The organism is Spirosoma koreense, assembly GCF_054777875.1.
The window spans coordinates 364753-386955 of record NZ_BAAHAC010000005.1 but is presented as its reverse complement, the minus strand read 5'-3'; the positions used below and the strand labels follow the sequence as shown (position 1 = coordinate 386955).

Here is a 22203-nt window from a genome sequence, read left to right as displayed (position 1 = left end):
TCCGTAGAAACCACGGTCGCTATCAATGACAAAAACCTGTCAGTCAATAAATTGAAGAAGTTCAAAGCGATTTCCGAACGGATCGCGGAAGAAAAACCGGTCGCGGCCATCGATCTCCGAAGAGTAGTCGAGGGTAATGTTTTTGTCGGTCAACGTTTGCCGGGCCTCCTGCAGGTCGGCCACTTCAAAAGCCGGATGGCGTTTGGAATACGAACTTCCGGCTTCTTCGCGAAGGTGTAACTCAATATCACCTGCCTGAAACCAGATAGCTCCACTCGGGTGGTTACCCGGAATTTCGACCAGGCCCAGTACATCACGGTAGAACCTACGCGCCTGATCCGTTGCGCCTTCCGGGATACAAATAAGAATATGGTCCAGGCGTTTGAATTGAATCACGAGAATGAATTTAAATTTAACTTAATCAATAGCTCACTAGTCAGGCCAGCATGTGACCTCGGCGGGGTTGGCTTCCTGTAGCGCGGGTTTCCACCCGCGCTACAGGAAGCCTGACTCCTCAATAAAATTTCGGAGTAGGGTTCAGCGTCAGGTTCTGGCGCTGGTGCCAATACGGATAAATGGTCGGTACGTCGCTGGCCGCATCCAGTTTCTTGATCTGCTCGACGGTCAGATTCCAGCCGACCGCATCCAGATTCTGCTTAAGCTGATCTTCATTGCGAGCTCCAATGATGATGCTCGACACCGTGGGCCGGTGCAGCAACCAGTTGAGCGATATCTGCGCTACGGATTTACCCGTTTCGGCGGCTATCTCCTCCAAGGCGTCGGTAATGTTGAAGAATGTTTCTTCGGGCACGACGGCCTGCGGTACCGGACTGCCGCCTTCTACCACCCGTCCTTCGGTAGGTTTCGGCTTGTTTCGGCCATAGCGCCCGCCTAACCGTCCACCAGCCAGCGGACTCCAGACAAAAGCACCAACGTTCTGGTTGATCCCCAGCGGCATCAGTTCCCACTCGTACTCCCGGTTTACGAGCGAGTAATACACCTGGTGCGCTACATAGCGGTTCCAGCCGTATTTTTCAGAAACCGCCAGGGATTTCATCAGATGCCAGCCGGAGAAATTGGAGCAGGCAATGTACCGCACCTTGCCACTCTGCACCAGATCATCGAGCGTACGGAGCGTTTCCTCGACGGGCGTATTGCCGTCGAAGCCGTGCATGTGATAAATATCGATGTAATCGGTGTTCAGCCGTTTGAGGCTGCTTTCGCATTGCCTCAGCAGATGATAGCGGGAAGAGCCCTGATTATTTGGGCCTTCGCCAAAGGTGAACGTGGCTTTGGAAGAAATCAGTACTTTATCGCGCTTGCCGGAAATGGCTTTCCCCAGAATTTCTTCCGACGCCCCGCTCGAATACACATCGGCCGTATCGAATAGGTTGACACCCGCATCCAGGCAGAGATCGACCAGACGGGTTGCTTCGTCGACCTGGGTGTTGCCCCAGGCTTTGAAAAAGTCGCCATGCCCACCAAACGTGGCGGTACCGAAACTCAACACCGGCACGAATAGCCCCGATGCTCCTAATTGTCTGTATTCCATAATCGGTTGTATTGGTTTTAATGCTTCTCGTTCGTTGGTGGCAGGTTAGTTCACGTTCTGAGGTTACGGTGTCCAGAATTCGACGACGCCCCCTTTCCGGCCCAGCAGCGGGTCAGTAGCCGGAATCGGAACAGCGGCTATGTTTTTATCGGCCTGCGGGCGTTCGCCGGCTTGTCCGCGCAGCACGTCATACATCCGCCCGTCGGGATAAGCCCCTACCACACCAAAATCGGCCGATGCTTCCAGCTTTTTGTGCCCTACGCCCGCGGGAATGACAATGATGTCGCCCGCCCGAACGGTTACGTCCAGGCCTTTTTCGCCCCCCAGTTGCAGCCGCGCCGAACCGCTGTAAACGCCCAGCACTTCGTGGGTGATGCTGTGATAATGATGATACGGGAAGACGCCATTCCGCCAGGAATTGGTCCAGTTGTTGGCCGCAAACACCTCTTCCAGCCCCAACGCGCCGGCCGAACCGGTGGCCTGCAGGGCTTGTCGGTACAGCAGCAACGGGTACTTGCTGTTCGGAATCTGGCCGTCGTCGGTGAATAGAAACGTTTCGGGCTCAATGTCGTTAGAGTTCATAGCTGACAATGCGAACAAAACAGGGAAGCCGCCGAGCAGAAATTCGGTTCGGTTCATAAAACTATCGGATCAATAACGTTCGTTTTCAGTAGTAGCTTTTTTTACACAAAGGTGTCGTATAAACGTACGTCTGAGCATGGGTTCCGTACTAAATTTCGCTGCCGCCGACGATAACCACACGCTTTGTGCTAGAAACCACAGATTCCGGCTTCCTGTTTCTATATCCGTGGGATTAACCGGCTAAGATTGCGGTGAGCAGCCGTTGGTAACGATTAGGTACATTTGGCCGTAATTTGCCGTTGGTTTGAAGAATTCCATGACGAAAACCCGGATAAAAATTCATAGCGTCGAATCGTTTCGCGAAAGCTACATCCAGCCCGAACAGAAAGTCGACGCGCTGCTGAAAACCGACTTCGGTAAGTTTTTTATCGTTAAAGTCGAAGAGCTGATCCGCCTGATCAAACTGCCGGTGCCGCCCGTTCGCAGTACGAACCACACGCTGATTTACCTGACCGATGGCGAAGCCATCATGACCATCGGTAGCGAAACCTACACCATATTCAAAGATGAATGCCTGGTGGTTCCGGCGGGGCAGGTGTTCTCCTTCGCGAACCTGGATCTGAATCAGGGGTTTTTGTGCAATTTTCACAACGACATGATCATCGGCAAGTTCGGGAAGGCCGATTTGCTCAAAGAGTTCGAGTTTCTGGACGTATGGGGCAATCCGCGCATTAGCCTCGACCCTCAAACATCCGGGTTTGTCGCCCATTTGTTCAACCGGATTTTGCTGGAGTATTCGGCGCATGGCCTGCGCAATCCAGATATTATCCAGCCAAATTTCATTACCCTGCTCTGCGAAATCAACCAGGTATACAAGCCTCTGTCGAGCAGCACGCAGACGAACGCAGTGGCGCTCACCAACCGGTTCAAGGAACTCCTCTTCTCAACGTTTAAAACCAACCAGCGGGTAACCGATTACGCTTCGCTGCTGAACATTACCCCCAATCACCTGAACAAAGCCGTCAGGAGTATAACGGGCAAAACACCGACCAAGTGGATCGACGAAGTTATCGTGCTGGAAGCGAAAGTACTGCTCCATCAAAGCAAGCTGTCGGTGAGTGAAGTGGCCGCCGAAGTCGGTATTTTCGATGCTTCGTATTTCAGCCGGTTGTTCAAAAAATACGAAGGCATTACCCCGGTGGCATTCCGGCGGATGATTGAAATGTCCTAGTATCGGCGTTATCTGTCCTAATCCAGACCGTGCGTCGTCCTGACCTTTGTACCGTAAATAGTACAAAGAAATGTATTCGTGGCTGCTGGTTCTTCATTCTATTTTCCGCTGGCTGGTGCTGGGAAGTCTGCTGTACGCCATCGGAAGGGCCTATAGGGGGTATATGTCCAATAGCCCATTCCTGAAGATCGACAATTCCGTTCGGCACTGGACCGCCACGATCGCCCATATTCAACTGGTCCTGGGTTTTACGCTGTATTTTACCAGTCCGATCATCAAGTATTTTTTCGCTAACTTCAGCCAGGAAATCCAGCGCATCGACCTCACATTCTTTGGGCTTGTTCATATCCTGATCATGCTCCTGTCGATCGTTCTGATCACCGTCGGGTCGGCGCTGGCCAAACGCCGACCAACTGACCGCGAAAAATTCCGGACGATGCTGGTCTGGTTTTCTGTGGCACTGGTGCTGATCTTTCTGGCTATTCCCTGGCCGTTTTCTCCCCTTGCTCATCGACCTTATTTTCGATCCTTTTCACTATGAATCACTTTTTTACGTCAAACATCGGGCGTCTGCGCTTACTCGGCCTACTGGAAGGGCTTTCTCTGCTGTTGCTTATCGGCATTGCCGTGCCAGCCAAGCACCTGTACGGCAACCCGGCTTTGGTAAAATCCATTGGGCCGATTCACGGCATGCTGTTTCTGCTCTTCGTTTTCAACACCCTGAGCGTCGGCGTGGAGCGTCACTGGAAGTTTAAAACCACCACCTGGAAAGTACTGCTGGCCTGCATGATTCCGTTCGGGACGTTTTACATCGACAAAAAGATCCTCAGTAAAATCGATTCGGTCGACTGACTTAGCCATTTCGGTTTTGGGTCGTTCCCTCGGTTCATGCTACTGTGAACCGGGGGAATTTTGTTTTTGAGTCAAAGGAGAATCAGGGTTCCGCTGCCTTTACTAAAAACAACCTGATGGCAGCGCATTCCGCCGAATCGTAGCCATAATGACCCTTCCGTATGCATCAAAAATTTACTCAGCTACTCGTTCTGTGTCTGTTTCCTCTACTCCTGCTTGCACAAACAAAACCCGACAATCAGCTAGCCATCCGGGGGGCGCTGGTCGATGAGCAGAACAAACCCGTCCCGTTCGGCAACGTTGCGCTCTTTCAGAAAGCCGATTCGACCCTGATCACCGGCGCCCTGTCGGATGAATCCGGCGCATTCGAGATTCGGAGTAAGCCGGGCGCTTTTTTCCTGAAAATTAGTGTGGTGGGGTATCAGGATAAGCGACTTTCGGGCATTCAGGTGACGGACAAGCCCATCGCATTGGGAAAGATCGTGCTGAAATCCAGTTCGAAACGACTGGAGGAGGTGGTGGTCAAAGGAGAACGCAGCCGGATGGAACTGGCGCTGGATAAGAAAATATTCAACGTGGGCAAAGACCTGGCCAACGCCGGAGGAACAGCCGCTGATATTCTGAGTAATGTGCCGTCGGTAGCGGTAGATGCCGAAGGAAACGTGAGCCTCCGGGGCAGCAACAGCGTCCGGATCCTGATCGACGGAAAGCCTTCTGGACTGGTCAGTTTCAAGGGGGGCAGCGGTTTACAGCAGTTGCAGGGCAGCGCCATCGAGCGCGTGGAGGTGATTACGAACCCGTCGGCCCGCTACGAAGCGGAAGGCATGGGTGGGATCATCAACATTGTCCTGAAAAAAGAGCACCGGGAAGGCATCAATGGTTCATTCGACATCATTACGGGCTATCCGGCCAATTTCGGGCTGGCGGCCAACGTCAACTACCGGCGAAAAAACCTGAACTTCTTCATCAATTACACCAATTCGTTCCGGAACACGCCCGGCCGAAGTTCGATGTATCAGGAAGTCTACCGCAACGATTCGACGTTTATCACCCAGCAAAATTCGACCTCCAGCCAGAAGGGCATTAACAACAATGCCCGCGCCGGCCTCGACTATTTTTTCAACCCTAAAAACGTTCTGACGGCCTCGTATACCTGGCGACTGAGCAAGGGCAAGCGCTTTTCGGACATCACCTACCGGGATTATCAGTTTTCGACCAGCAACCTGAAAAGCATTACTAACCGGACGCAGGATGAAACTGAAACCGAGCCCAACTCCGAGTACGCCCTCACCTACAAGCGCTCCTTTGCGCGCGAAGGCCACGAACTTACGGCGGATGTGCGCTACCTCGACAACTGGGAAAGCTCCGACCAGTATTTTACCCAACAGACGTTTCAGCCCGACGGCAGCACCCTGATGACGCCCTCGATCCTGCAGCGCTCGCTCAACGACGAAACCGAAAAGCAATTTCTGGTGCAGGTCGATTACGTGCAGCCCTTCAGCAAGAACGGCAAACTGGAAGCGGGGTTGCGCAGCAGCACGCGCGACATGACCAACGATTTTTCGGTGACGCAACAGGCGGGCGACGGCAGTTGGACACCGTTGCCGGGGCTGGTCAACGATTTTCTGTATCAGGAACGGATCAACGCGCTGTACGGAATCGTGGGAAATAAAATGCGGAAGTTCTCGTACCAGGCTGGGCTGCGGGCCGAAAAAACCGACGTAACGACTACCCTGCGCCGAACCAACGACGTTAATCCGCGGCATTATACCAACCTGTTCCCCAGCGTTCATGCCACCTACGACCTGCCCCGCCAGCACGCCCTGCAGCTCAGCTACAGCCGCCGGATTCGCCGACCGCAGTACAACGACCTGAGCCCGTTCATGACCTTTAGCGACAACCGAAACTTCTGGAGCGGCAACCCCAATCTGAATCCGGAGTTTACGAATGCGTTCGAACTCGGGCACATCAAGTATTTCAGCAAAGGATCGATCAGTTCGGCGGTTTATTATCGGCATACAGACGGCAAAATCCTGTCGATTCGCCGGGTAAATGAGCAGGGTTATTCGACGACCCGCCCCGAAAACCTCTCCAGCGAAAACTCCTACGGAGCTGAGTTTGCGGGCTCGTACTCGCCCATTACCTGGTGGAAACTCGACGGTAGTTTTAATTTTTTCCGGGCCATCACCAACGGCAGCAACCTCGACGTCAACTATCAGAGCGACACCTACAGCTGGTTTACCCGCATGATCTCGCGGTTCAGTTTGCCTAAATCGCTGGATTTACAACTGCGGGGAAATTACGAAGCTCCTCAGAAAACGCCCCAGGGACGCCGGAAAGCGCTCGCTACGCTCGATCTATCCGTCAGTAAAGACTTGCTCAACAACAACGGAACCCTGACGCTCAACGTCCTGGATGTGTTCAATTCACGTCGGTATCGGTCCATCACCGAGGGTGAGAATTTTTACACCGAAAGCAGTTCACAGTATCGGCTCCGGCAGATCAATCTAACCTTCAGTTACCGGCTTCGGCAGGCCAAGAAGAAAGAAAAAGAAGGGAATGAAGGCGAGTTTTAGTAAACTTGGGCCATAGAGTCCCGAATTTATGCAGCGTACACACCTACCATTCCTTATTCTATTTGTCTTTGTCCTCGCGCAAAACCTGGTTGCGCAAACACCCGATTTCTCTCAGGTGCCCGGCACGGTAGTGGCCCACAGCCCGGCCTCGTCGGGTCTGTACGTGGGTTCGCCCAGTCTTTGCGTACTTCCGAATGGTACCTATCTGGCCTCGCATGATCTGTTCGGCCCCAAGTCGGAAGAGTTTGAACGACCCATTTCCCGCATTTATCGTTCGCAGGACCGTGGGCTGACCTGGACACCCATAGCAGACATTATTGGACAGTTCTGGTCCAAGTTATTCGTTCATCGCGGAAAACTCTATTTTCTGGGTACCGACAAGCACCATGGGAATCTGATCATCCGGACCTCGACGGACGACGGCCTAACCTGGTCGGACCCCAGCAATTCGGAGAACGGGCGGCTGCTGACCGGCGAATACCACTGCGCGCCCATGCCGCTGGTAGAATACAACGGTCGGCTGTGGCGGGCCATGGAAGATGCCAGTGGGCCGATAAAGCAGTGGGGGAAACGTTACGGCGCTTTTCTGCTTTCTATTCCGGTCTACGCCGATTTGCTGAACGCCCGTAACTGGTCGCGAACGAACATCATGCGCTACGATTCGACTTACCTCAACGGTCATTTTGGGGGTTGGCTGGAAGGCAATGCCGTGGTTACGCCAGACGGACGGCTGCTGGACATGCTCCGGGTAGATGATAAACAGTCGATGGATGAGAAAGCGGCCCTGGTGCGGATTAGCGCCGACGGAAAAACAGCCTCCTTCGATCCGGCCAAAGACTTTGTCACGCTGCCGGGGGGCAGCAAAAAATTCTGCGTCCGCTACGATCCCAAAACGCACTTGTACTGGACGATGACAAACTACATTCCGACCGAAGTGCAGATTCAGAACCGGGGAAAAAATCCGGCTACGATCCGGAATACACAGGCCTTATGCAGCTCGGCTGATTTACGCCACTGGGATGTTCGGCAGGTAATCCTAAGCCACCCTGACGTAGCCAAACACGGGTTTCAGTACGTAGACTGGCAGTTTGATGGTAAGGATATGATCTTTCTGTCGCGCACGGCTTTCGACGACGGAACCGATGGCGCACACAACAACCACGACGCTAATTTCCTGACGTTTCACCGGATCAAAAACTTCCGGAAACTATAAGGTCCACAACCTGATTCTCGTGTGACCCCTTCAGGGTCATATATTTATAGAAAGACATTCCACTATAAATATGTGACCCCGAAGGGGTCACATAAAAATAAGCTTAAGGCAACGTGCCCTGCTTACGCTTCGACCCGCAGGCTTCGCTGCCGAACGGCTTCGTAAAGTACCACTCCCGTTGCCACCGATACATTGAGCGAACCCACGGCTCCCAGCAGAGGAATCTTCACGTGGGTATCGGCCATCCGCAACAGTTCAGGCGAAATGCCGTCTTCTTCAGACCCCATGATGACCGCAATAGGCCCGGTCAGGTCTGTCGATCGTTCGTACAAATCGCGGCTTGATTTTTCCGTACAGGCAACAACCGTAATACCCGACTCCTGCAGGTATTTCACCGTTTCGGTCAGATCGGGTTCACGGCAAACGGAAATATGATTCAACGCCCCCGACGAGGTTTTCATAGCGTCGGAATTGATCGCAGCGGCTCCCCGGCCCGGAATCACGATGCACTGTACGCCCGTACATTCGGCTGTGCGGGCGATGGCCCCAAAGTTTCGGACGTCGGTAATGCGGTCGAGGAGTAGAAAAAACGGCGTTTCGCCCCGCTCGAACACATCGGCAATGACGTTCGACAACTTGACGTACTGGACCTGCGCCACCAGACAAACCACACCCTGGTGATTTTTGCGGGTCAGCCGATCCAGTTTCTCCACGGGTACTCGCTGAATGGTAACTCGGTTCTGAAACGCCAGACCTTGAATTTCGGGATGACTCAGCTCTTTCTCCATGTAGAGTTTGTCAATCTGCTGGTCGGAGCGGAGCGTCTCGATGACGGACTGTATCCCAAATACCATTTCGTCGGGTTGAGGACGAAACTGCGGACGCGGACGATGAGGACGGTTAAACTGCTGAGGCATTTTAGTAAGAAATGGATAATGTAAAATGAATAATGGATAATGAGTACTGAATAAGGTAGCGAACAATCCCATTATTCAGTACTCATTATCCATTGTTCATTACCATTTATTCGCGGATGGCTCCGGTGCGCCAGGCTTCGACAATCGGGTACCAGATAGGCTGATACTCGATATACCGTACCAGTTCATAATGATCCTCGACGAACTGATTGGGTTTCTTGGTGAACGTGAAATTCACTTCCGAAACATTGGCCCGGCGATTGTAAACCCATACTTCGCGCTCCCGGTTCCGCTGAACCCGATCGGGTGCTCCCAGCACGATATAAATCATACCCTTGTCGGTCTTCCAGCCCTCCTTGTAGGTAGTAAAAAGCCGGTTGGCTTCTTCCACCCGATCGAAATAGGCTTTTAAGGTCTTTTTGGCCACGGCCTCATTGCCTGCCATTAGGCTCAGCCAGTATTTGTCGAACGCTTTTTTAGTATCCTGTGCCTGATTCAGTTCACCGATTTCACTGCTGGTACTCATGTACAGCACGGGTTTGATCAGCTTTTCAGGCCGGGTCATTTTCGGGAATCGTTTGTCGGCGACGAACAGCCCGATACCTGATTCGGCCGTAGTATCTTCCATAAAATAATACAGGCCTTCGCGCGGAATGACAAACGGCTGGTTAGTGCTAATGCTCAGCGTCGAATCGACCGTCAGCGACCGGGATGCCGGACGGGCCGAGGTATTCATGGGCGACGAAGCCGCATCGAAATCATGTCGGTAGCGAACCCCGAACAGAGGCTTACTCGTGCCTTTCACATCGCGAATAACTACCGTATCGCCCGCATTCACGTAATTACGCAGCTGCGCCTGCTGCCCCATTTTACTGAACAGCATAAATCGATCGCTCAACTTAGTAGCCTGAAAGCGCAGAGGCAGATCGTTGCGGGCTTTCGTACCCGAATTCGTTTCTGTGATCTCGGTCAGCAACACCGCGTTGGCCGCTTCTTTGGGCCGCTTAATGTCGAACGTCAGCGTGAGGTGATCGCCATCCAGCCCTACCGACTGCGCATTGAGCGGAACCGTTCCGTATCCCAGCCGCTCACGGTTATTGTAATCCGGATACATGACGTAGGCAATCAGGAAATGTTCGGCAAAATCGGTTGGGTTCAGAACGGGCTCTCCGGTGGGCGTTTTAGCCGTCAGATCCATATAGATCCGAACATTGGAGGTATCGATCGCCAGAAATTTTCCTTTGATCGAGGTAACCATCCATTCACCGGTCGTTTTGGCGGAAACAGTCGGAGTCGTCCCCAGCGGTGGCCCGTCCGCCATAACTTTGACCGGAGCGGGTGATGTGGCCGTCGAGGGCCGCGAATCGCCGGAATCGGTCCTGCTAGCTGGCGCCCCGGTGCGTCCAGCCGGCTGTCCGTCGGCAATCCGAACCTGGGGTTTATTTCGCTGGGCCTCCGTACGGGCATCATAAGCCGCATTGATTCGATCCTGCTGCGATTTTTTCGCGCTGGAGCAGGCCGATACAACTGCAATAAAAAAGAGAGCAGATAGAATACGCATAAACGACAATTCCTACGCTTATTTTCTTCAGATCAGTTTTGGTAGTCCCTCACGGTTCGGTAAGCGATCACCGTTCCTGATCATTCGCTATTTGTGACATTACTTATAACGAAAAATTACGCCTGTTCGGGCTACGGAGCCGGTGTATTTTTCTTTGGTAGCACAAAAGACTAATTTTACCGACTGAATTGCAAGTCTATGTACAAGACCACCGAAATCACCTCTGCCGAAATCGCTTCGGATAATCCCGTTCACCAGCGCCTGCTGTTTCCGTATGTCGAAGCCGCCAACATGGTTCGGGGGAACGTACTCGAAATTGGTTGCGGCTGGGGGCGAGGCCTGGAACTACTGACCAAAGCCGCCGATCAGTATACCGGTATCGACAAAAATCAGGAGCTAATTACGGCCCTCAGCGCCGAATACCCTAAGGCTACGTTCATAGCCGCCAATATCCCACCGCTGAGTAAGCTGGCCGACAATACCTTCGATTATATCGTTACGTTTCAGGTGATCGAACACATCGAAAACGACGACCTGTTCATTAAAGAAGCCTATCGGGTCCTGAAACCCGGCGGGAAACTGTTACTGACAACGGTCAATAAAAGTTTCTCGCTCACCCGAAACCCCTGGCACGTTCGGGAGTATTATGCCGACGGGCTGAAAGCGTTAATGGCGAAATACTTTCCGACCGTTGAAACACGGGGTATTCACGGCAACGACAAGGTCATGACGTACTATGAGCAGAACAAAGAGTCGGTCAAAAAGCTGACCCGCTTCGATATTTTCAACCTGCAATACCGACTGCCGCGCCGGCTCCTGCAGGTGCCGTATGATCTGATGAACCGCCTGAACCGCAACCGGCTCCTGCAGGCCGATGGACTGGCCGCCGAAATCGATTATACCGACTACGTCGTCAGCAATGACCCGGCCGGAAGCCTGGATTTCTTTTACACAGCCACGAAGTAGGCTACTGATCGTACATGCCTTCCGCAGCTGGTGTCAACCGGATCACGATCGATTTCGAGATGGGCGTGTGGCTTTTTTCGGCAACCTCACCGATAGGCACCAGCACGTTGGTTTCGGGAAAATAAGCCGCTGAGCAACCGCGCGGAATGTCGTAAGGGATGACGATAAACCGGTGAGCCGTCCGTTGCTGGCCGTCGTAATGGCTGTGCAGATCCACGACTTGTTTTTCCCGCAGGCCTAGATTCGCCATGTCGTTGGTGTTGATGAATACCACCCGCCGTTCGTTGTGAATACCCCGGTAGCGGTCGGTATTACCATAGATGGTGGTGTTGAACTGGTCGTGACTGCGGATGGTCATCAGGAGCAACTCGCCGGGTTGCAACTCGTGGTGCGTGGGTGCATTGATCGTAAAATGCGCCTTTCCATCTCTGGTTTTAAATTCCCGGATGCGCGGCCCGTTCGGAATGTAAAATCCACCCGGTTTACGAACCTGTTCGTTATACTTATCGAAGCCCGGAACAACCTGCTCGATGGCATCGCGAATCCGGTCGTAATCGGCCACGAAGGCATCCCAGTTAACGCTGAGCCGATTGCCCAGCGTGGCTTTTGCCAACTCGGCAATGATAGCCACCTCACTTTTGAGCGTAGAAACGACCGGATCGACTACTCCCCGTGACTGAGCCACTACACCGGTCGTACTTTCGCAACTGACGAACTGCTCACCCGTGGCCTGAATATCGCGGTCTGTACGGCCCAGGCAGGGCAGAATCAGGGCTGTCTGACCATGATTCAGGTGGCTCCGGTTCAGTTTGGTCGATACATGAACGGTTAGCTTACATTTACGCAGTGCTTCGGCCGTAAAATTCGTGTCCGACACGGCCATGGCGAAATTTCCACCCAGCCCGAAAAATACGTTCGCTTTTCCCTCATGCATGGCTTTGACGGCACCGACCGTGTCGAAACCATCTTCACGCGGGGGCTCGAACGCAAACACCCGCTTGAGCGCATCCAGAAACTCAGGCTTCGGTTTCTCCCAAACGCCCATTGTCCGATCGCCCTGAACGTTACTGTGGCCGCGAATCGGGCTGGCCCCACCTCCTTCGATACCGATACTGCCTTTCAGCAGCAGCAGATTGATGACTTCGTTGATGGTGCTGACGGCATTCCGGTGCTGAGTCAGGCCCATAGCCCAGCAGATGATCAACCGGGGCGTAAATTTGAACAGATCAACGGCTTCCTGAATCTGCGCCACGGTCAGCCCGCACTGAGCCGCCAGGTCGTTTAGTTCGAAGTGGTCGAGGCTGTTGACGTAAGCGTCGTAGCCAGCCGTGTAGTTTTTAATAAAATCCTGGTCCAGCACTTTTCCCGGATTGGCTTTTTCTTCCGCCAGCAGGAGCTTACCCATTGCCTTCAGCAGCGCCAGATCCGAATTGATCCGTACCTGCAGGAACACATCCGTCATTTTTTCGCCCCCCAACAGCATATCGCGCGGGCTTTGCGGATTCCGGAACGCCAGCAAGCCAGCTTCGCGCAATGGGTTGACCGCGATGATTTTAGCCCCGTTGCGTTTGGCGGTTTCGAGGGGCGTCAGCATGCGCGGGGCGTTGGTACCCGGATTCTGCCCCATGATCATGATCACGTCGGCTTTCTCGTAATCTTCGTATTTGACCGAAGCCTTGCCCAGGCCAATGGAATCGGCCAGGGCCACGCTGGTCGATTCGTGACACATATTCGAGCAGTCGGGCATGTTGTTCGTACCGAACATGCGAACAAACAGCTGGTACAGAAAAGCCGCTTCATTGCTGGTGCGGCCCGACGTGTAAAAGATGGCTTCGTTGGGCGAATCGAGTGCGTTGAGCTGGTCAGCAATGAGCCGAAAAGCCTCCGTCCAGTCGATGGGTACATAGTGCGTGGCGCCGGGTCGCAGGACCATCGGTTGCGTCAGACGCCCCTGCTGCCCCAGCCATAAGTCGGATTTTTGCCGCAACTCGGCCACCGAATAGCGCTGGAACAGCACAGGTGAAGCCGTGTGCTTATCCATCACCTCGTCGGCAACGGCTTTAGCACCACTTTCGCAATATTCTGCCAGCCCAGACCGGCGCCCGTCGGGATCAGGCCAGGCACAGGACGGGCAGTCGAAGCCGTCTTTCTGATTCAGGTTGATGAGCGCTTTCCAACCACGGGCCACGCCTGTTCCGTTCAGAACATGCTTAAACGACGAAACGATGGCGGGTAAACCAGCCGCTTCGTCATACGGCTTATCGATTTCCAGTTCGCCGGTGAGTTCTTCAGGGGGCGTGTTCAGATTCATTTGGGGCAGCTTAGTAGGTTTTATGGTGTTTTCAGGAAGCTATCAATCCAATGGTCAGGGAATGCTGCCGGGCCTCGGCACTGTGGGCAAAGTAGCAACAGGGTATACCGACGGCCTCGATCCGGTTCAGGATTTCCCGCGTTTTAGGCTGATTTTTTCCGTGTACCTGGCGGATATACACGCAGCGAATCTGGTTCGGAAAATGCTCTGCTACCGATGCATAAATCACCGGGTCTTCCTGCGTATCGTCGCCCAGCAGAATGAACTGCTGTTGCGGATACATTTCCAGAATCCGTACGATCCGTATGAACTTCGTCATGTGCTTGTTCTGTCCCGTCTTGAGCAGTTCACGAAACTGCTTCAGGGGGCTCAGCAGATACACGCCGTCGGGCAGCCCGTTCTTTTTCGAAAATTCCAGAATGTAATCGTACAGATTCCACTCGCTGCTCGATACGTAAAAAAACGGATTCGTAGCGCCTGAGCCGCTGCTGGCTTCAGCGAGTAGCTGATAATGAGCCACAACACCTTCGAACGGTTTTCGGGTATGCGCATTTTTAGTCAACAGGACCTTCAGTCGTTTACCCAATCGGGCCGAATGAGAGACCAGAAACGTATCGTCGATGTCGGAAATACAGGCAAACGGGGTCGGATGCGGCACCAGCACCTGCCCCTCCCCCACGGCTGTTTCCGAATGGGGCTCCATGAGCTCGGCCCGAACCGGGTGCCAGCCGGCAGGCAGCGGTTGCGACAACGGCATCTCCACCCGAAAATAACCGCCTTCATCCGTTTTGGCCCGGACCGACTGGTCGTCCATCCACACCCGAATGCTAACCATCGCAGCGGGCTTTACCAGGAACAGACGGACTAGTCCCAACACATTGACCCACACATTACTCCGATATTTTTGCCGCGACAACGCACTTCGGCGAAACACGCTACCGTGAATAACGAGTTGATTATCATTGGCATATCCCCGATATATTTTCACTACCGGGCGGTCGGTCAGGTGAAGCCATCTTAAAAAATAACGCTTCAGCTTATCTTTCAGGCTTTTCGTTGGTTTATGTATCGATGGGGCTTGTACGATTTCCATGATGATTGGCCGGTACACGCTATTTATAACCTGTAATTCACGCAGAAGTTGACTTTTTTATTTGTTATTAACCCAGTTTCGGGTGGACAGAGTAAAACGAGCTGGGAAGACGGCATTAAAACGTACTTTTCGAACACCCCCCATACCATCCACCAGATCTATCTCAATGGCAAAACCGACGCCGAGCTGATCCGGCAGGCTTTGGCGAAGCACAAGCCCGACCGGGTCGTCGCCGTTGGGGGCGACGGCACGCTCAAGCTGGTAGCCGAACAGGTTATGAACCAGGATATTGCCGTAGGCCTGTTACCAACAGGTTCGGCCAACGGCATGGCTCGCGAGCTGGGCATTCCGACCGATGTAGACGGCAGTCTGGACGTACTCGTTCATGGCGTACCGAAGCCGGTCGATCTTATTTCGATTAACGACGGAGACATATGCCTGCACCTGAGCGATATTGGCCTGAATGCGCAGGTCGTACAATACTACAGTAAGAATAACCTGCGGGGCAAATTCGGCTACCTGCGCAGCGTCATCAACGTCCTGAAAAAACGGCGTTTGCTCCGTGTTTCAGTTACGGTTGACGAGGATTGCGTTCAGCGGGCCGCCCTGATGGTGGTGCTGGCCAATGCCCGTATGTACGGTACGGGAGCCGTCATCAATCCCGATGGCGACCCATCGGACGGGCAGTTCGAAGTGGTTATTTTCCGTCGTCTGACGTTGATCGAAATTTTGAAGCTCTTCTGGCGCTTTCGCCCCTTCGATTCGAAAAATATAGAAATTTACCCGGCTACATCGGTCCTGATCGAAACGCACCGGCGGGCTTACTTTCAGATCGACGGCGAATACGGCGGTCGAATCACGACCCTGAAAGCGGAGATTTTACCCGGTGCGCTGACCATGCTGGTACCGGCTGTTTAGCATGGGGCTGAGGGCGCGGGGCAAAGAGGTGAGGGGTACAGGAATAAACAGTGAAATTAGGTATACCCTACGCCCTATGTCCCTCACCCATTGCCCTCTGCCCTACCCCGTCTATCCGCTCAGGTTCGGTGTATAAATTGAAGCGTTCGTTGCGAACAAACCCAGCCAGGGTCATTTGGGCTTCCTGCGCCATCTGCACCGCCAGACTTGAGGGAGCCCCAACGGCGGCTACGAGTGGTACGCCAGCCAGCCAGCTTTTCTGGATCAGCTCGACTCCGATTCGGCCGCTCAGAAAAACACCGTACTGAGCTAATGGCAACCAGTTTTGCCAGAAAGCCGCCCCGATCAGTTTATCCAGCGCATTGTGGCGACCGATGTCTTCGCGCACCAGCAGCAATTTACCGGTGGCATCGAACAGCGCAGCCGCATGAATCCCGCCCGTATGAGCGAACGCGCGCTGCGTCTCCCGAATCCGTTCCGGCAAGGCATGCAGTATGGAAGACTCAAGCCGGAAAGTCGATTCGATAGGACCAGGCGACAGGGCCATGACCGCTTCGATAGTGGCTTTTCCGCACAAACCACAGCTCGACGACGTAAACGTGTTTCGCGAAAGCCGCGACCAGTCGACGATCACCTCCGGATGCAGCTCGACGCGCAGCACGTTTCCCTCCTTCTGCGCATCCTGCACACAATGGCGACACGAAATAATGTCGGTGGGTTGCTGGATGATCCCTTCCGTAAACAGAAACCCCATGGCCAGTTCTTCGTCGTGGCCGGGCGTCCGCATCGTTACCGAAACGGCTCGCTGCTGCCGGTCATCCATGGGACCAAACCCCAATCGTATTTCGAGAGGCTCTTCGACAGCCAGCAGATCAGGGGACTCTGCCAGGCTTGCGCCGACAACTTTCTGAATAATAACGGGTGCAACGAGTGCCATACGTACGCTTATTTTCTGGTCAACACTGGTTAGCGGCAGAAAGTTAAACCGTTCGTATGGCTACGGGGCTAGAAGCTGATCGTTGCCGACGCTTTCAGCGCGAAGGAATCGATCGGAATCCCGTTTGGACCGTCGTCGAGATAGTTTAGCCGGTGGATCGCCTGAATCCGGATCAGCTTGAAGATATTGTCGATACCATAACCGACTTCCATGTACGGGATGCTGGGGTCGAGCGTTCCGAAATGAATGGAGCGCGTTCCGTTGGGCATGGCTCTGGGTGAGTCTAGTGACTGGTTCGCCTTCGATTGGGTTCCCCAAAGCGCATCGACGTTGGCAATCAGTCGCCAGTTCAGCTTACGGATACCCGGCAGTCGGTTAAAGAGCAATCCCTCGAACCGGTGCTGCAGATGAATCGCCATAAATTTGTCGCTGACAAACTCGTAGAACTGCATGCGGTTGAAGGTGTTGGTCGTCAACAGGGGCGTCGGATTACCGATGTGCGGAAATAGCAGCGGTGCGGGTAGGGTCGATGGCGTATAACCCGCCGACAGCAGATAGGTTGTCCGGCCCAGTGGGCCCAGCCGGAACGTTTGCTGCGCCCGCAGAGTCAGGCGCTGGTAGTTGTAATCGCTGCCCAGCGATTTTTCCCCCACCGTATACCGAATCGTCAGCACCGGCGCTTTTTTGGTGCCCAGCGTAATCCGCTCATTACCATCCATGATGTACTTCTCCTTACGGGCCAGCCGTGCTTCAATCGCCCAGTAGGCGTCGTAGATGTCGGATTTCAACGGCGACTGATCGCCCAGTTCAGGCTTCTCGCGGTATTGATACGGAAACAGCGGATCGAACGTCCGGCTGCCCAGCATAGCCGTAATCAAAACCCCCTTCACGGGTTCGGTCTTGAAGAAAAGTTCTTTCTGATAACTTTGGTAACCACCCCGATACCGCCCGAAGCGGCTCAGGGCGTAAAACATCCGGTTTCCGCCGATCAGCTCAGGCGTCAGACCCAGCCGTTCCAGATCATTGGCCAGCCGCATGCCCGCTACGGTCCAGTGCTGCCGCGAAAACAGATAGTCGATTTCGGCCCCGTATTTAAACCGCTTGTCCAGAGTGCCGTAGGCCAGATATCCCCGTAAGACCCAGTTGCGGCTGAATTGCTCGTTCGTCCGGAAGCCGATGCGGGTCCGCAGGCCTTCGATGCTGTTGATAGCAAACAGGTACGGATAAGGTCCCAGATCGACGCCCCCCAGTTTGTAGAACCCCGTAATGGCCACCTGTCCGACGGCCTCCGCCATTTTCACCGCCGGTACAGCCCGCAGCTTGGCGATGATTTCACGGGTTTTCACGTCGTCTTTGCTGAGCGAATCAGGCCCGGCCAGGTTTCGCTGAACGCTCTGCCAGTAGGCATCGTTGGGCGTAGCCACCGTATCGCTGGGCTCGATGGGTTGCTCATAGAACAGCGCAGGCCGTGGCCGGTTCACAACGATATTGCTGTTACGCAAGGTTACCTGCGCGCGTAATCCGAGCGACTGTTTTCCTACGCCCGTCAGATTCGCCGTCAGCCGAATACTTACGGGCAGCCAGCCGGCCGAAGCGGCCGACCCGGCGGTTGAATCGACGGTCGTTTCCAGCTCCTGCTCGATGGTCAGCCCACGAACGTAGTTCAGGTTGGCATCATCGCCGATGCGGGTTTCGATCATGCACAGCGCAAAGGTCGTGGTGTCGACCCAGGCTTTTCCCGTAAAAACGAGATCTTCTTTGCGTTTGGGATCGAACTGAATTTCGTAACAGACGTGATCGCCGATCTGGGTCGTGTCGGCCAGGTAAAACTCGTACCAGTTGCGCCAGTTATCGCCCACGGGCGAAGCAAAATCCTTACCCAGAATCGGAATGTAGTTGTCGTAGAAATTCTGATTGACCAGGTTCGTTCCGCCCAGTAGCTGCGAGCTCAGGCCTGCATCGTCGACCGCTACACCTCTGATGCGGGTTTTGCGGATATCCTCGCGCTTGCGTTCGGGATTCGTTCGGAAATAATAGCGGGATACAGATTCGGAAGCCAGTAGCGGCAGGAGCCGATGTCCGTCGTCGTCGACAATCGAATCGTGCTGGCTCATAGCTTCGTTGATCCGGCGAATCAGCGGATTTTTGCGCATCCGATCCGACACATGGCTCAGCGCAATATCGGTTTTCACGTAACTGTCGTACTCATAAGCCGACAGCCGTTTGCGGTCGTTGATCGATCGGTTCTTTCGCAGTTGCCGCAGCACCCGCCAGGCTGGATTTTCGCCGGCTTTTACGGTTACTTCCTGCAGGGCCGTTCCAGACGATACGAGCTTAAAATCGACCGCCTGGGTTGTCCGTTCCGGGTCGATAGCCCGCCGAAGCGTTTTGTACCCCAGCGAACTGACGGCCAGCGAGTCGGAGAGGATTTTGGCCACGAGGGTATACCGACCCTGCTCGTCGGTAACGACCCCGACCCGACGCCCGACCAGCGCAACACTGGCAAACGGAATGGGTTCGCCGGTATGCGCGTCGGTAACCAGCCCCGTTACTTTATAAACCGTTTGGGCCTGGGCCATTGACACAACGCCAATCAGCAGAACAACAAGAACACGAAATAAAGGATGTGGACGTAGCGGTACCTTCAAGCGATGTTCGGTCTTTAGTGTTAGGTTATACAGTACGGAAAATGCAACTACAAGAATTACAAAGAACCTCAACAGCTAAAGTGCAACAAACGGGTACTTACTAATTAAAACTCAGGCACGAGCTGTCTGCTTATCGTTACTTGTGAGGCATCTTCAAAATTAATACCTTTTTGAGTATTTCCCATTAAGCCATGTCCTGATTAATTCTACTTATTCCAGTGAATTAGCCAACCAGCCAGATCCGGTCGGCATCGGCCCCCTGCTCGGTCCATTCAACCAGTACCTGCTGCGACTCCAGGGTGTTGACCCGCATGCCCGTATAATCGGGTTTGATGGGCAGATCGCGGTTGTAGCGCCGGTCGATCAACACCAGTAATTCCACTTTTCGGGGTCGGCCAAAAGCCGTCATGGCGTCGAGAGCGGCCCGCACCATTCGCCCCGTTGCCAGCACATCGTCGATGAGAATTACCCGCCGGTTTTCGATGATGAAAGGCACGTGGGTGGTGTTGGGGCGCAGGGGCGTATCGCGCCGACGGAAATCGTCGCGGTAAAAGGTGGCATCCAGATAACCCAGCGGCACGTCGTGGCCCAGCGCACGGCTCAATTCACGACTTACCCGTTCAGCGAAATAAATGCCCCGTGGCTGCATCCCCAGAATCACGGTATCGGCAAAATCCTGGTAATTTTCGATCAGCTGCTGCGTCAGGCGGCTCACAACAATTTCGAGTAAAGGGCTGGATAAAATCAGGCGTTGTTGATTCATGGGGTAAAAATAAGCGTAAAAATAAGCCGAGCGATCAGCGCAACGGTTTAAGATGGTCGAATAAACGGCGGAATTTTATAGAAATCAGGATCGTCGTTAGTACCGACCTTCCTTGCTGACCAACAGCCGTCGGCGCAGGGCACCAGTCTGCGCCGGCTTTGATAAACTTATAGTTTTCAATAATTTCAACCTGAAAACCACCCAGTGATGATCATAACCTCTACGATCAGGATTTCGGCGATGGCTGGCCTGCTTTGGCTGATCAGCCTGGTTTCTTCGGCACAGAACGTAGCGGGAGACTGGCTGGGCGTCGTATACCTGGATGGCCCAGGCCAGATAGCGTATAATTACACCTTGACCCTAACCCAGAACGGAACATCGGTAAGCGGCACATCGCAAACCTCGAAACCGAACCAACCCTTTGGTAGCTCTGCTTTCCTATCGGGCCAGATCATGTCCAGCCAGCTTAGCTTCAGCGAGGCCGATGCAAGCGGCAACCCGGTCGGATCGGGTGTTTGCTTCTGGAAGGTCAATCTGACGTATGACCCAGCCGGTGCCAGCCTGAAAGGTACCTTCGAAACAATCAACAACAGTGGTTGTACGCAGCCCGAGCGCGGAACGGTCGAACTGTACCAGGTTGGGCTTACCTCCGCTTCCAGGTTCTGCAAAGGCAGCCCGATCGAGGCCGTCGTGACGGGCAAAAACATTCAGTGGTATACCTCGCCGAGCCGGACCAGCCCGGTAGCCAGGGGCAATACCTTTAGTCCGGCTATTACGCAGACTACGACCTATTACCTTACTCAGACGCTCTACAATACGGAAAGCCCGGCGGTTCCGATCACGCTTGAAGTCCTCGATGCCTTTTTCACGGCATCGGTTACCAATCCGGGCTGCGGACAGACCAGGGGAACGATTACGCTTACGCCCATGAGCTCTACCGACTGGCGATACAGCCTGAACGGCGTCGATTTTCAGCTGATGCCCGTGTTCTCCGGGCTCAATGCGGGCAACTATACCATAACGGCCACCAACGCGACCGGGTGTCGTTCTGAGCAGGCCGTTACGGTAAAGGCCGGGCCGGGTCCACAGATTACTGAGTTAAAACAGACCCCGCCCCACTGCGGAGCCGCCAACGGCGAAATAACGGTCGTTACCAGCGGAGGGCAGGCTCCCCTAACCTATTCGATGGATAATGGCCATACCTTTCAGCGCAGTCCGACGTTCGGCAAACTACCCGGCGGTACCTATACGTTTCGGGCCCGTGATGCCAACGGCTGCGAGACGAACTACGCCGTTGATTTACCCATCACCAGCGCCATCACGCTGGTCAGTGCAAGCGGCTCCCCTACCACGTGTGGAGAGGCCAATGGCGAAGTGACTTTTGCGACAACCGGTGGTAGCAACCCTGTTCTGTACAGCCTCGACAACCAGACCTTTCAGCCAGACGCTACCTTTGGCAAACTGGCAGCGGGCACCTACACGGTCATTGCCCAGGATCGCGACGGATGTACCGTCAGCCAGACCATCCATGTAGCGCCCAGCGTTGGGCTCACCCCCGTGACGGTGCAGACAACGGCCGAACAGTGTGGGCAACAGAACGGGACCATCCAGATTATCCAGAATAGTTTCCCGGATGCGCTCACGTTCTCGCTCGACGGGCAAACGTTTCAGCGCAGCCCTACCTTTTTTCGACTTAGAGCGGGCGACTATACCCTTGTCAGCAAAGATACGAACCACTGCACAGTCAGGCAGGCAGTAACGGTTTCGCCTGACTGCGTTAACCGGGTTCATTTTCCTACGGCCTTTTCGCCCAACGCCGATCGGATCAACGATGTCTTCACGGTTCATTTTGCCGGTCCGTCGCTGACCGTTCTGCAGTTCACCGTTTACGACCGCTGGGGCGCAATTCTGTATAATCGTGCTAATTTTGAGCTTTTCAACGGCGAACCTGTCTGGGACGGTCAGATTAGCGGACTACCAGCTTCGGCGGGGGTCTATGGTTACCACCTGGACTGCCAGTTTGCCGATGGTACGAAAGCCAGCTACCACGACTCCGTCGCTTTAGTAAACTAGGCGTTGGGGC

18 protein-coding genes are annotated in these 22203 nt (G+C 54.1%); 8 read left to right on the top strand and 10 right to left on the bottom strand.

Annotated elements, in window-relative coordinates; translation table 11 throughout:
* Positions 1-39: 39 nt before the first annotated feature.
* From ACYVC2_RS07400 to ACYVC2_RS07390, 3 genes are all read right to left on the bottom strand, one after another.
* The gene (locus tag ACYVC2_RS07400; protein ID WP_461101667.1) at positions 40-396 is read right to left on the bottom strand and encodes a VOC family protein; all 357 of its coding nucleotides are present in this window, start codon (positions 394-396) and stop codon (positions 40-42) included.
* A 118-nt stretch (positions 397-514) separates the two neighbouring features.
* Complete coding sequence (locus ACYVC2_RS07395) at positions 515-1552, bottom strand: aldo/keto reductase (RefSeq protein WP_461101666.1); 1038 nt, start codon at positions 1550-1552, stop codon at positions 515-517.
* 63 nt (positions 1553-1615) lie between these two features.
* Entirely contained in the window at positions 1616-2134 is a 519-nt protein-coding gene (locus tag ACYVC2_RS07390) for a cupin domain-containing protein (protein ID WP_461101665.1), read from the bottom strand.
* A 316-nt stretch (positions 2135-2450) separates the two neighbouring features.
* On the opposite strand from ACYVC2_RS07390, the gene ACYVC2_RS07385 reads away from it, so the two are divergent.
* The 5 genes from ACYVC2_RS07385 to ACYVC2_RS07365 all read left to right on the top strand — a co-directional run bounded on the left by ACYVC2_RS07385 (position 2451) and on the right by ACYVC2_RS07365 (position 8006).
* Positions 2451-3365 (top strand): AraC family transcriptional regulator, encoded by a 915-nt coding sequence (locus tag ACYVC2_RS07385; RefSeq protein ID WP_461101664.1) that lies wholly within the window; start codon positions 2451-2453, stop codon positions 3363-3365.
* Positions 3366-3435: 70 nt separating this feature from the next.
* Entirely contained in the window at positions 3436-3906 is a 471-nt protein-coding gene (locus tag ACYVC2_RS07380) for a hypothetical protein (protein ID WP_461101663.1), read from the top strand.
* Positions 3903-4217: a DUF3817 domain-containing protein gene (locus ACYVC2_RS07375; protein ID WP_461101662.1), complete on the top strand. Its 315-nt coding sequence runs from the start codon at positions 3903-3905 to the stop codon at positions 4215-4217. Before ACYVC2_RS07380 ends, ACYVC2_RS07375 begins: the two co-directional genes overlap by 4 nt.
* Before the next feature lie 161 nt (positions 4218-4378).
* The gene (locus ACYVC2_RS07370; RefSeq protein ID WP_461101661.1) at positions 4379-6793 is read left to right on the top strand and encodes a TonB-dependent receptor; all 2415 of its coding nucleotides are present in this window, start codon (positions 4379-4381) and stop codon (positions 6791-6793) included.
* 28 nt (positions 6794-6821) lie between these two features.
* Positions 6822-8006: a sialidase family protein gene (locus ACYVC2_RS07365; RefSeq protein WP_461101660.1), complete on the top strand. Its 1185-nt coding sequence runs from the start codon at positions 6822-6824 to the stop codon at positions 8004-8006.
* Positions 8007-8128: 122 nt separating this feature from the next.
* On the opposite strand, the gene rlmB is transcribed toward ACYVC2_RS07365, so the two are convergent.
* Positions 8129-8923: a 23S rRNA (guanosine(2251)-2'-O)-methyltransferase RlmB gene (gene rlmB, locus ACYVC2_RS07360; protein ID WP_461101659.1), complete on the bottom strand. Its 795-nt coding sequence runs from the start codon at positions 8921-8923 to the stop codon at positions 8129-8131.
* Between the two features lie 106 nt (positions 8924-9029).
* On the bottom strand, positions 9030-10484 hold the full coding sequence (locus ACYVC2_RS07355; RefSeq protein WP_461101658.1) for a GWxTD domain-containing protein: 1455 nt from the start codon (positions 10482-10484) through the stop codon (positions 9030-9032).
* 198 nt (positions 10485-10682) lie between these two features.
* On the opposite strand from ACYVC2_RS07355, the gene ACYVC2_RS07350 reads away from it, so the two are divergent.
* The gene (locus ACYVC2_RS07350; RefSeq protein ID WP_461101657.1) at positions 10683-11450 is read left to right on the top strand and encodes a class I SAM-dependent methyltransferase; all 768 of its coding nucleotides are present in this window, start codon (positions 10683-10685) and stop codon (positions 11448-11450) included.
* Position 11451: 1 nt separating this feature from the next.
* Here the strand turns inward: ACYVC2_RS07350 and ACYVC2_RS07345 are convergent, their stop codons facing one another.
* Together ACYVC2_RS07345 and ACYVC2_RS07340 are read right to left on the bottom strand one after the other, a co-directional pair.
* The gene (locus tag ACYVC2_RS07345; RefSeq protein WP_461101656.1) at positions 11452-13761 is read right to left on the bottom strand and encodes an FdhF/YdeP family oxidoreductase; all 2310 of its coding nucleotides are present in this window, start codon (positions 13759-13761) and stop codon (positions 11452-11454) included.
* A 31-nt stretch (positions 13762-13792) separates the two neighbouring features.
* Positions 13793-14854 (bottom strand): App1 family protein, encoded by a 1062-nt coding sequence (locus tag ACYVC2_RS07340; RefSeq protein WP_461101655.1) that lies wholly within the window; start codon positions 14852-14854, stop codon positions 13793-13795.
* 48 nt (positions 14855-14902) lie between these two features.
* Between ACYVC2_RS07340 and ACYVC2_RS07335 the strand changes: the two genes are divergently transcribed.
* Complete coding sequence (locus ACYVC2_RS07335; RefSeq protein ID WP_461101654.1) at positions 14903-15772, top strand: diacylglycerol/lipid kinase family protein; 870 nt, start codon at positions 14903-14905, stop codon at positions 15770-15772.
* Positions 15773-15839: 67 nt separating this feature from the next.
* Here ACYVC2_RS07335 and fdhD read toward each other — a convergent pair whose 3' ends face one another.
* The 3 genes from fdhD to pyrR all read right to left on the bottom strand — a co-directional run bounded on the left by fdhD (position 15840) and on the right by pyrR (position 20120).
* Positions 15840-16709 (bottom strand): formate dehydrogenase accessory sulfurtransferase FdhD, encoded by an 870-nt coding sequence (gene fdhD / locus ACYVC2_RS07330; RefSeq protein ID WP_461101653.1) that lies wholly within the window; start codon positions 16707-16709, stop codon positions 15840-15842.
* 68 nt (positions 16710-16777) lie between these two features.
* On the bottom strand, positions 16778-19288 hold the full coding sequence (locus tag ACYVC2_RS07325) for a DUF5686 and carboxypeptidase-like regulatory domain-containing protein (protein ID WP_461101652.1): 2511 nt from the start codon (positions 19286-19288) through the stop codon (positions 16778-16780).
* 292 nt (positions 19289-19580) lie between these two features.
* The gene (gene pyrR / locus ACYVC2_RS07320; RefSeq protein ID WP_461101651.1) at positions 19581-20120 is read right to left on the bottom strand and encodes a bifunctional pyr operon transcriptional regulator/uracil phosphoribosyltransferase PyrR; all 540 of its coding nucleotides are present in this window, start codon (positions 20118-20120) and stop codon (positions 19581-19583) included.
* A 207-nt stretch (positions 20121-20327) separates the two neighbouring features.
* On the opposite strand from pyrR, the gene ACYVC2_RS07315 reads away from it, so the two are divergent.
* On the top strand, positions 20328-22193 hold the full coding sequence (locus tag ACYVC2_RS07315) for a T9SS type B sorting domain-containing protein (RefSeq protein ID WP_461101650.1): 1866 nt from the start codon (positions 20328-20330) through the stop codon (positions 22191-22193).
* Positions 22194-22203 lie beyond the last annotated feature (10 nt).

Bases quoted from the DNA above. Each gene is read 5' to 3' on its own strand.
- ACYVC2_RS07395 (WP_461101666.1), bottom strand. From the start codon at position 1,552: ATGGAATACAGACAATTAGGAGCATCGGGGCTATTCGTGCCGGTGTTG.
- ACYVC2_RS07390 (WP_461101665.1), bottom strand. From the start codon at position 2,134: ATGAACTCTAACGACATTGAGCCCGAAACGTTTCTATTCACCGACGAC.
- ACYVC2_RS07385 (WP_461101664.1), top strand. From the start codon at position 2,451: ATGACGAAAACCCGGATAAAAATTCATAGCGTCGAATCGTTTCGCGAA.
- ACYVC2_RS07380 (WP_461101663.1), top strand. From the start codon at position 3,436: ATGTATTCGTGGCTGCTGGTTCTTCATTCTATTTTCCGCTGGCTGGTG.
- ACYVC2_RS07375 (WP_461101662.1), top strand. From the start codon at position 3,903: ATGAATCACTTTTTTACGTCAAACATCGGGCGTCTGCGCTTACTCGGC.
- ACYVC2_RS07370 (WP_461101661.1), top strand. From the start codon at position 4,379: ATGCATCAAAAATTTACTCAGCTACTCGTTCTGTGTCTGTTTCCTCTA.
- ACYVC2_RS07365 (WP_461101660.1), top strand. From the start codon at position 6,822: ATGCAGCGTACACACCTACCATTCCTTATTCTATTTGTCTTTGTCCTC.
- rlmB (WP_461101659.1), bottom strand. From the start codon at position 8,923: ATGCCTCAGCAGTTTAACCGTCCTCATCGTCCGCGTCCGCAGTTTCGT.
- ACYVC2_RS07355 (WP_461101658.1), bottom strand. From the start codon at position 10,484: ATGCGTATTCTATCTGCTCTCTTTTTTATTGCAGTTGTATCGGCCTGC.
- ACYVC2_RS07350 (WP_461101657.1), top strand. From the start codon at position 10,683: ATGTACAAGACCACCGAAATCACCTCTGCCGAAATCGCTTCGGATAAT.
- ACYVC2_RS07345 (WP_461101656.1), bottom strand. From the start codon at position 13,761: ATGAATCTGAACACGCCCCCTGAAGAACTCACCGGCGAACTGGAAATC.
- ACYVC2_RS07340 (WP_461101655.1), bottom strand. From the start codon at position 14,854: ATGGAAATCGTACAAGCCCCATCGATACATAAACCAACGAAAAGCCTG.
- fdhD (WP_461101653.1), bottom strand. From the start codon at position 16,709: ATGGCACTCGTTGCACCCGTTATTATTCAGAAAGTTGTCGGCGCAAGC.
- ACYVC2_RS07325 (WP_461101652.1), bottom strand. From the start codon at position 19,288: ATGGCCCAGGCCCAAACGGTTTATAAAGTAACGGGGCTGGTTACCGAC.
- pyrR (WP_461101651.1), bottom strand. From the start codon at position 20,120: ATGAATCAACAACGCCTGATTTTATCCAGCCCTTTACTCGAAATTGTT.
- ACYVC2_RS07315 (WP_461101650.1), top strand. From the start codon at position 20,328: ATGATCATAACCTCTACGATCAGGATTTCGGCGATGGCTGGCCTGCTT.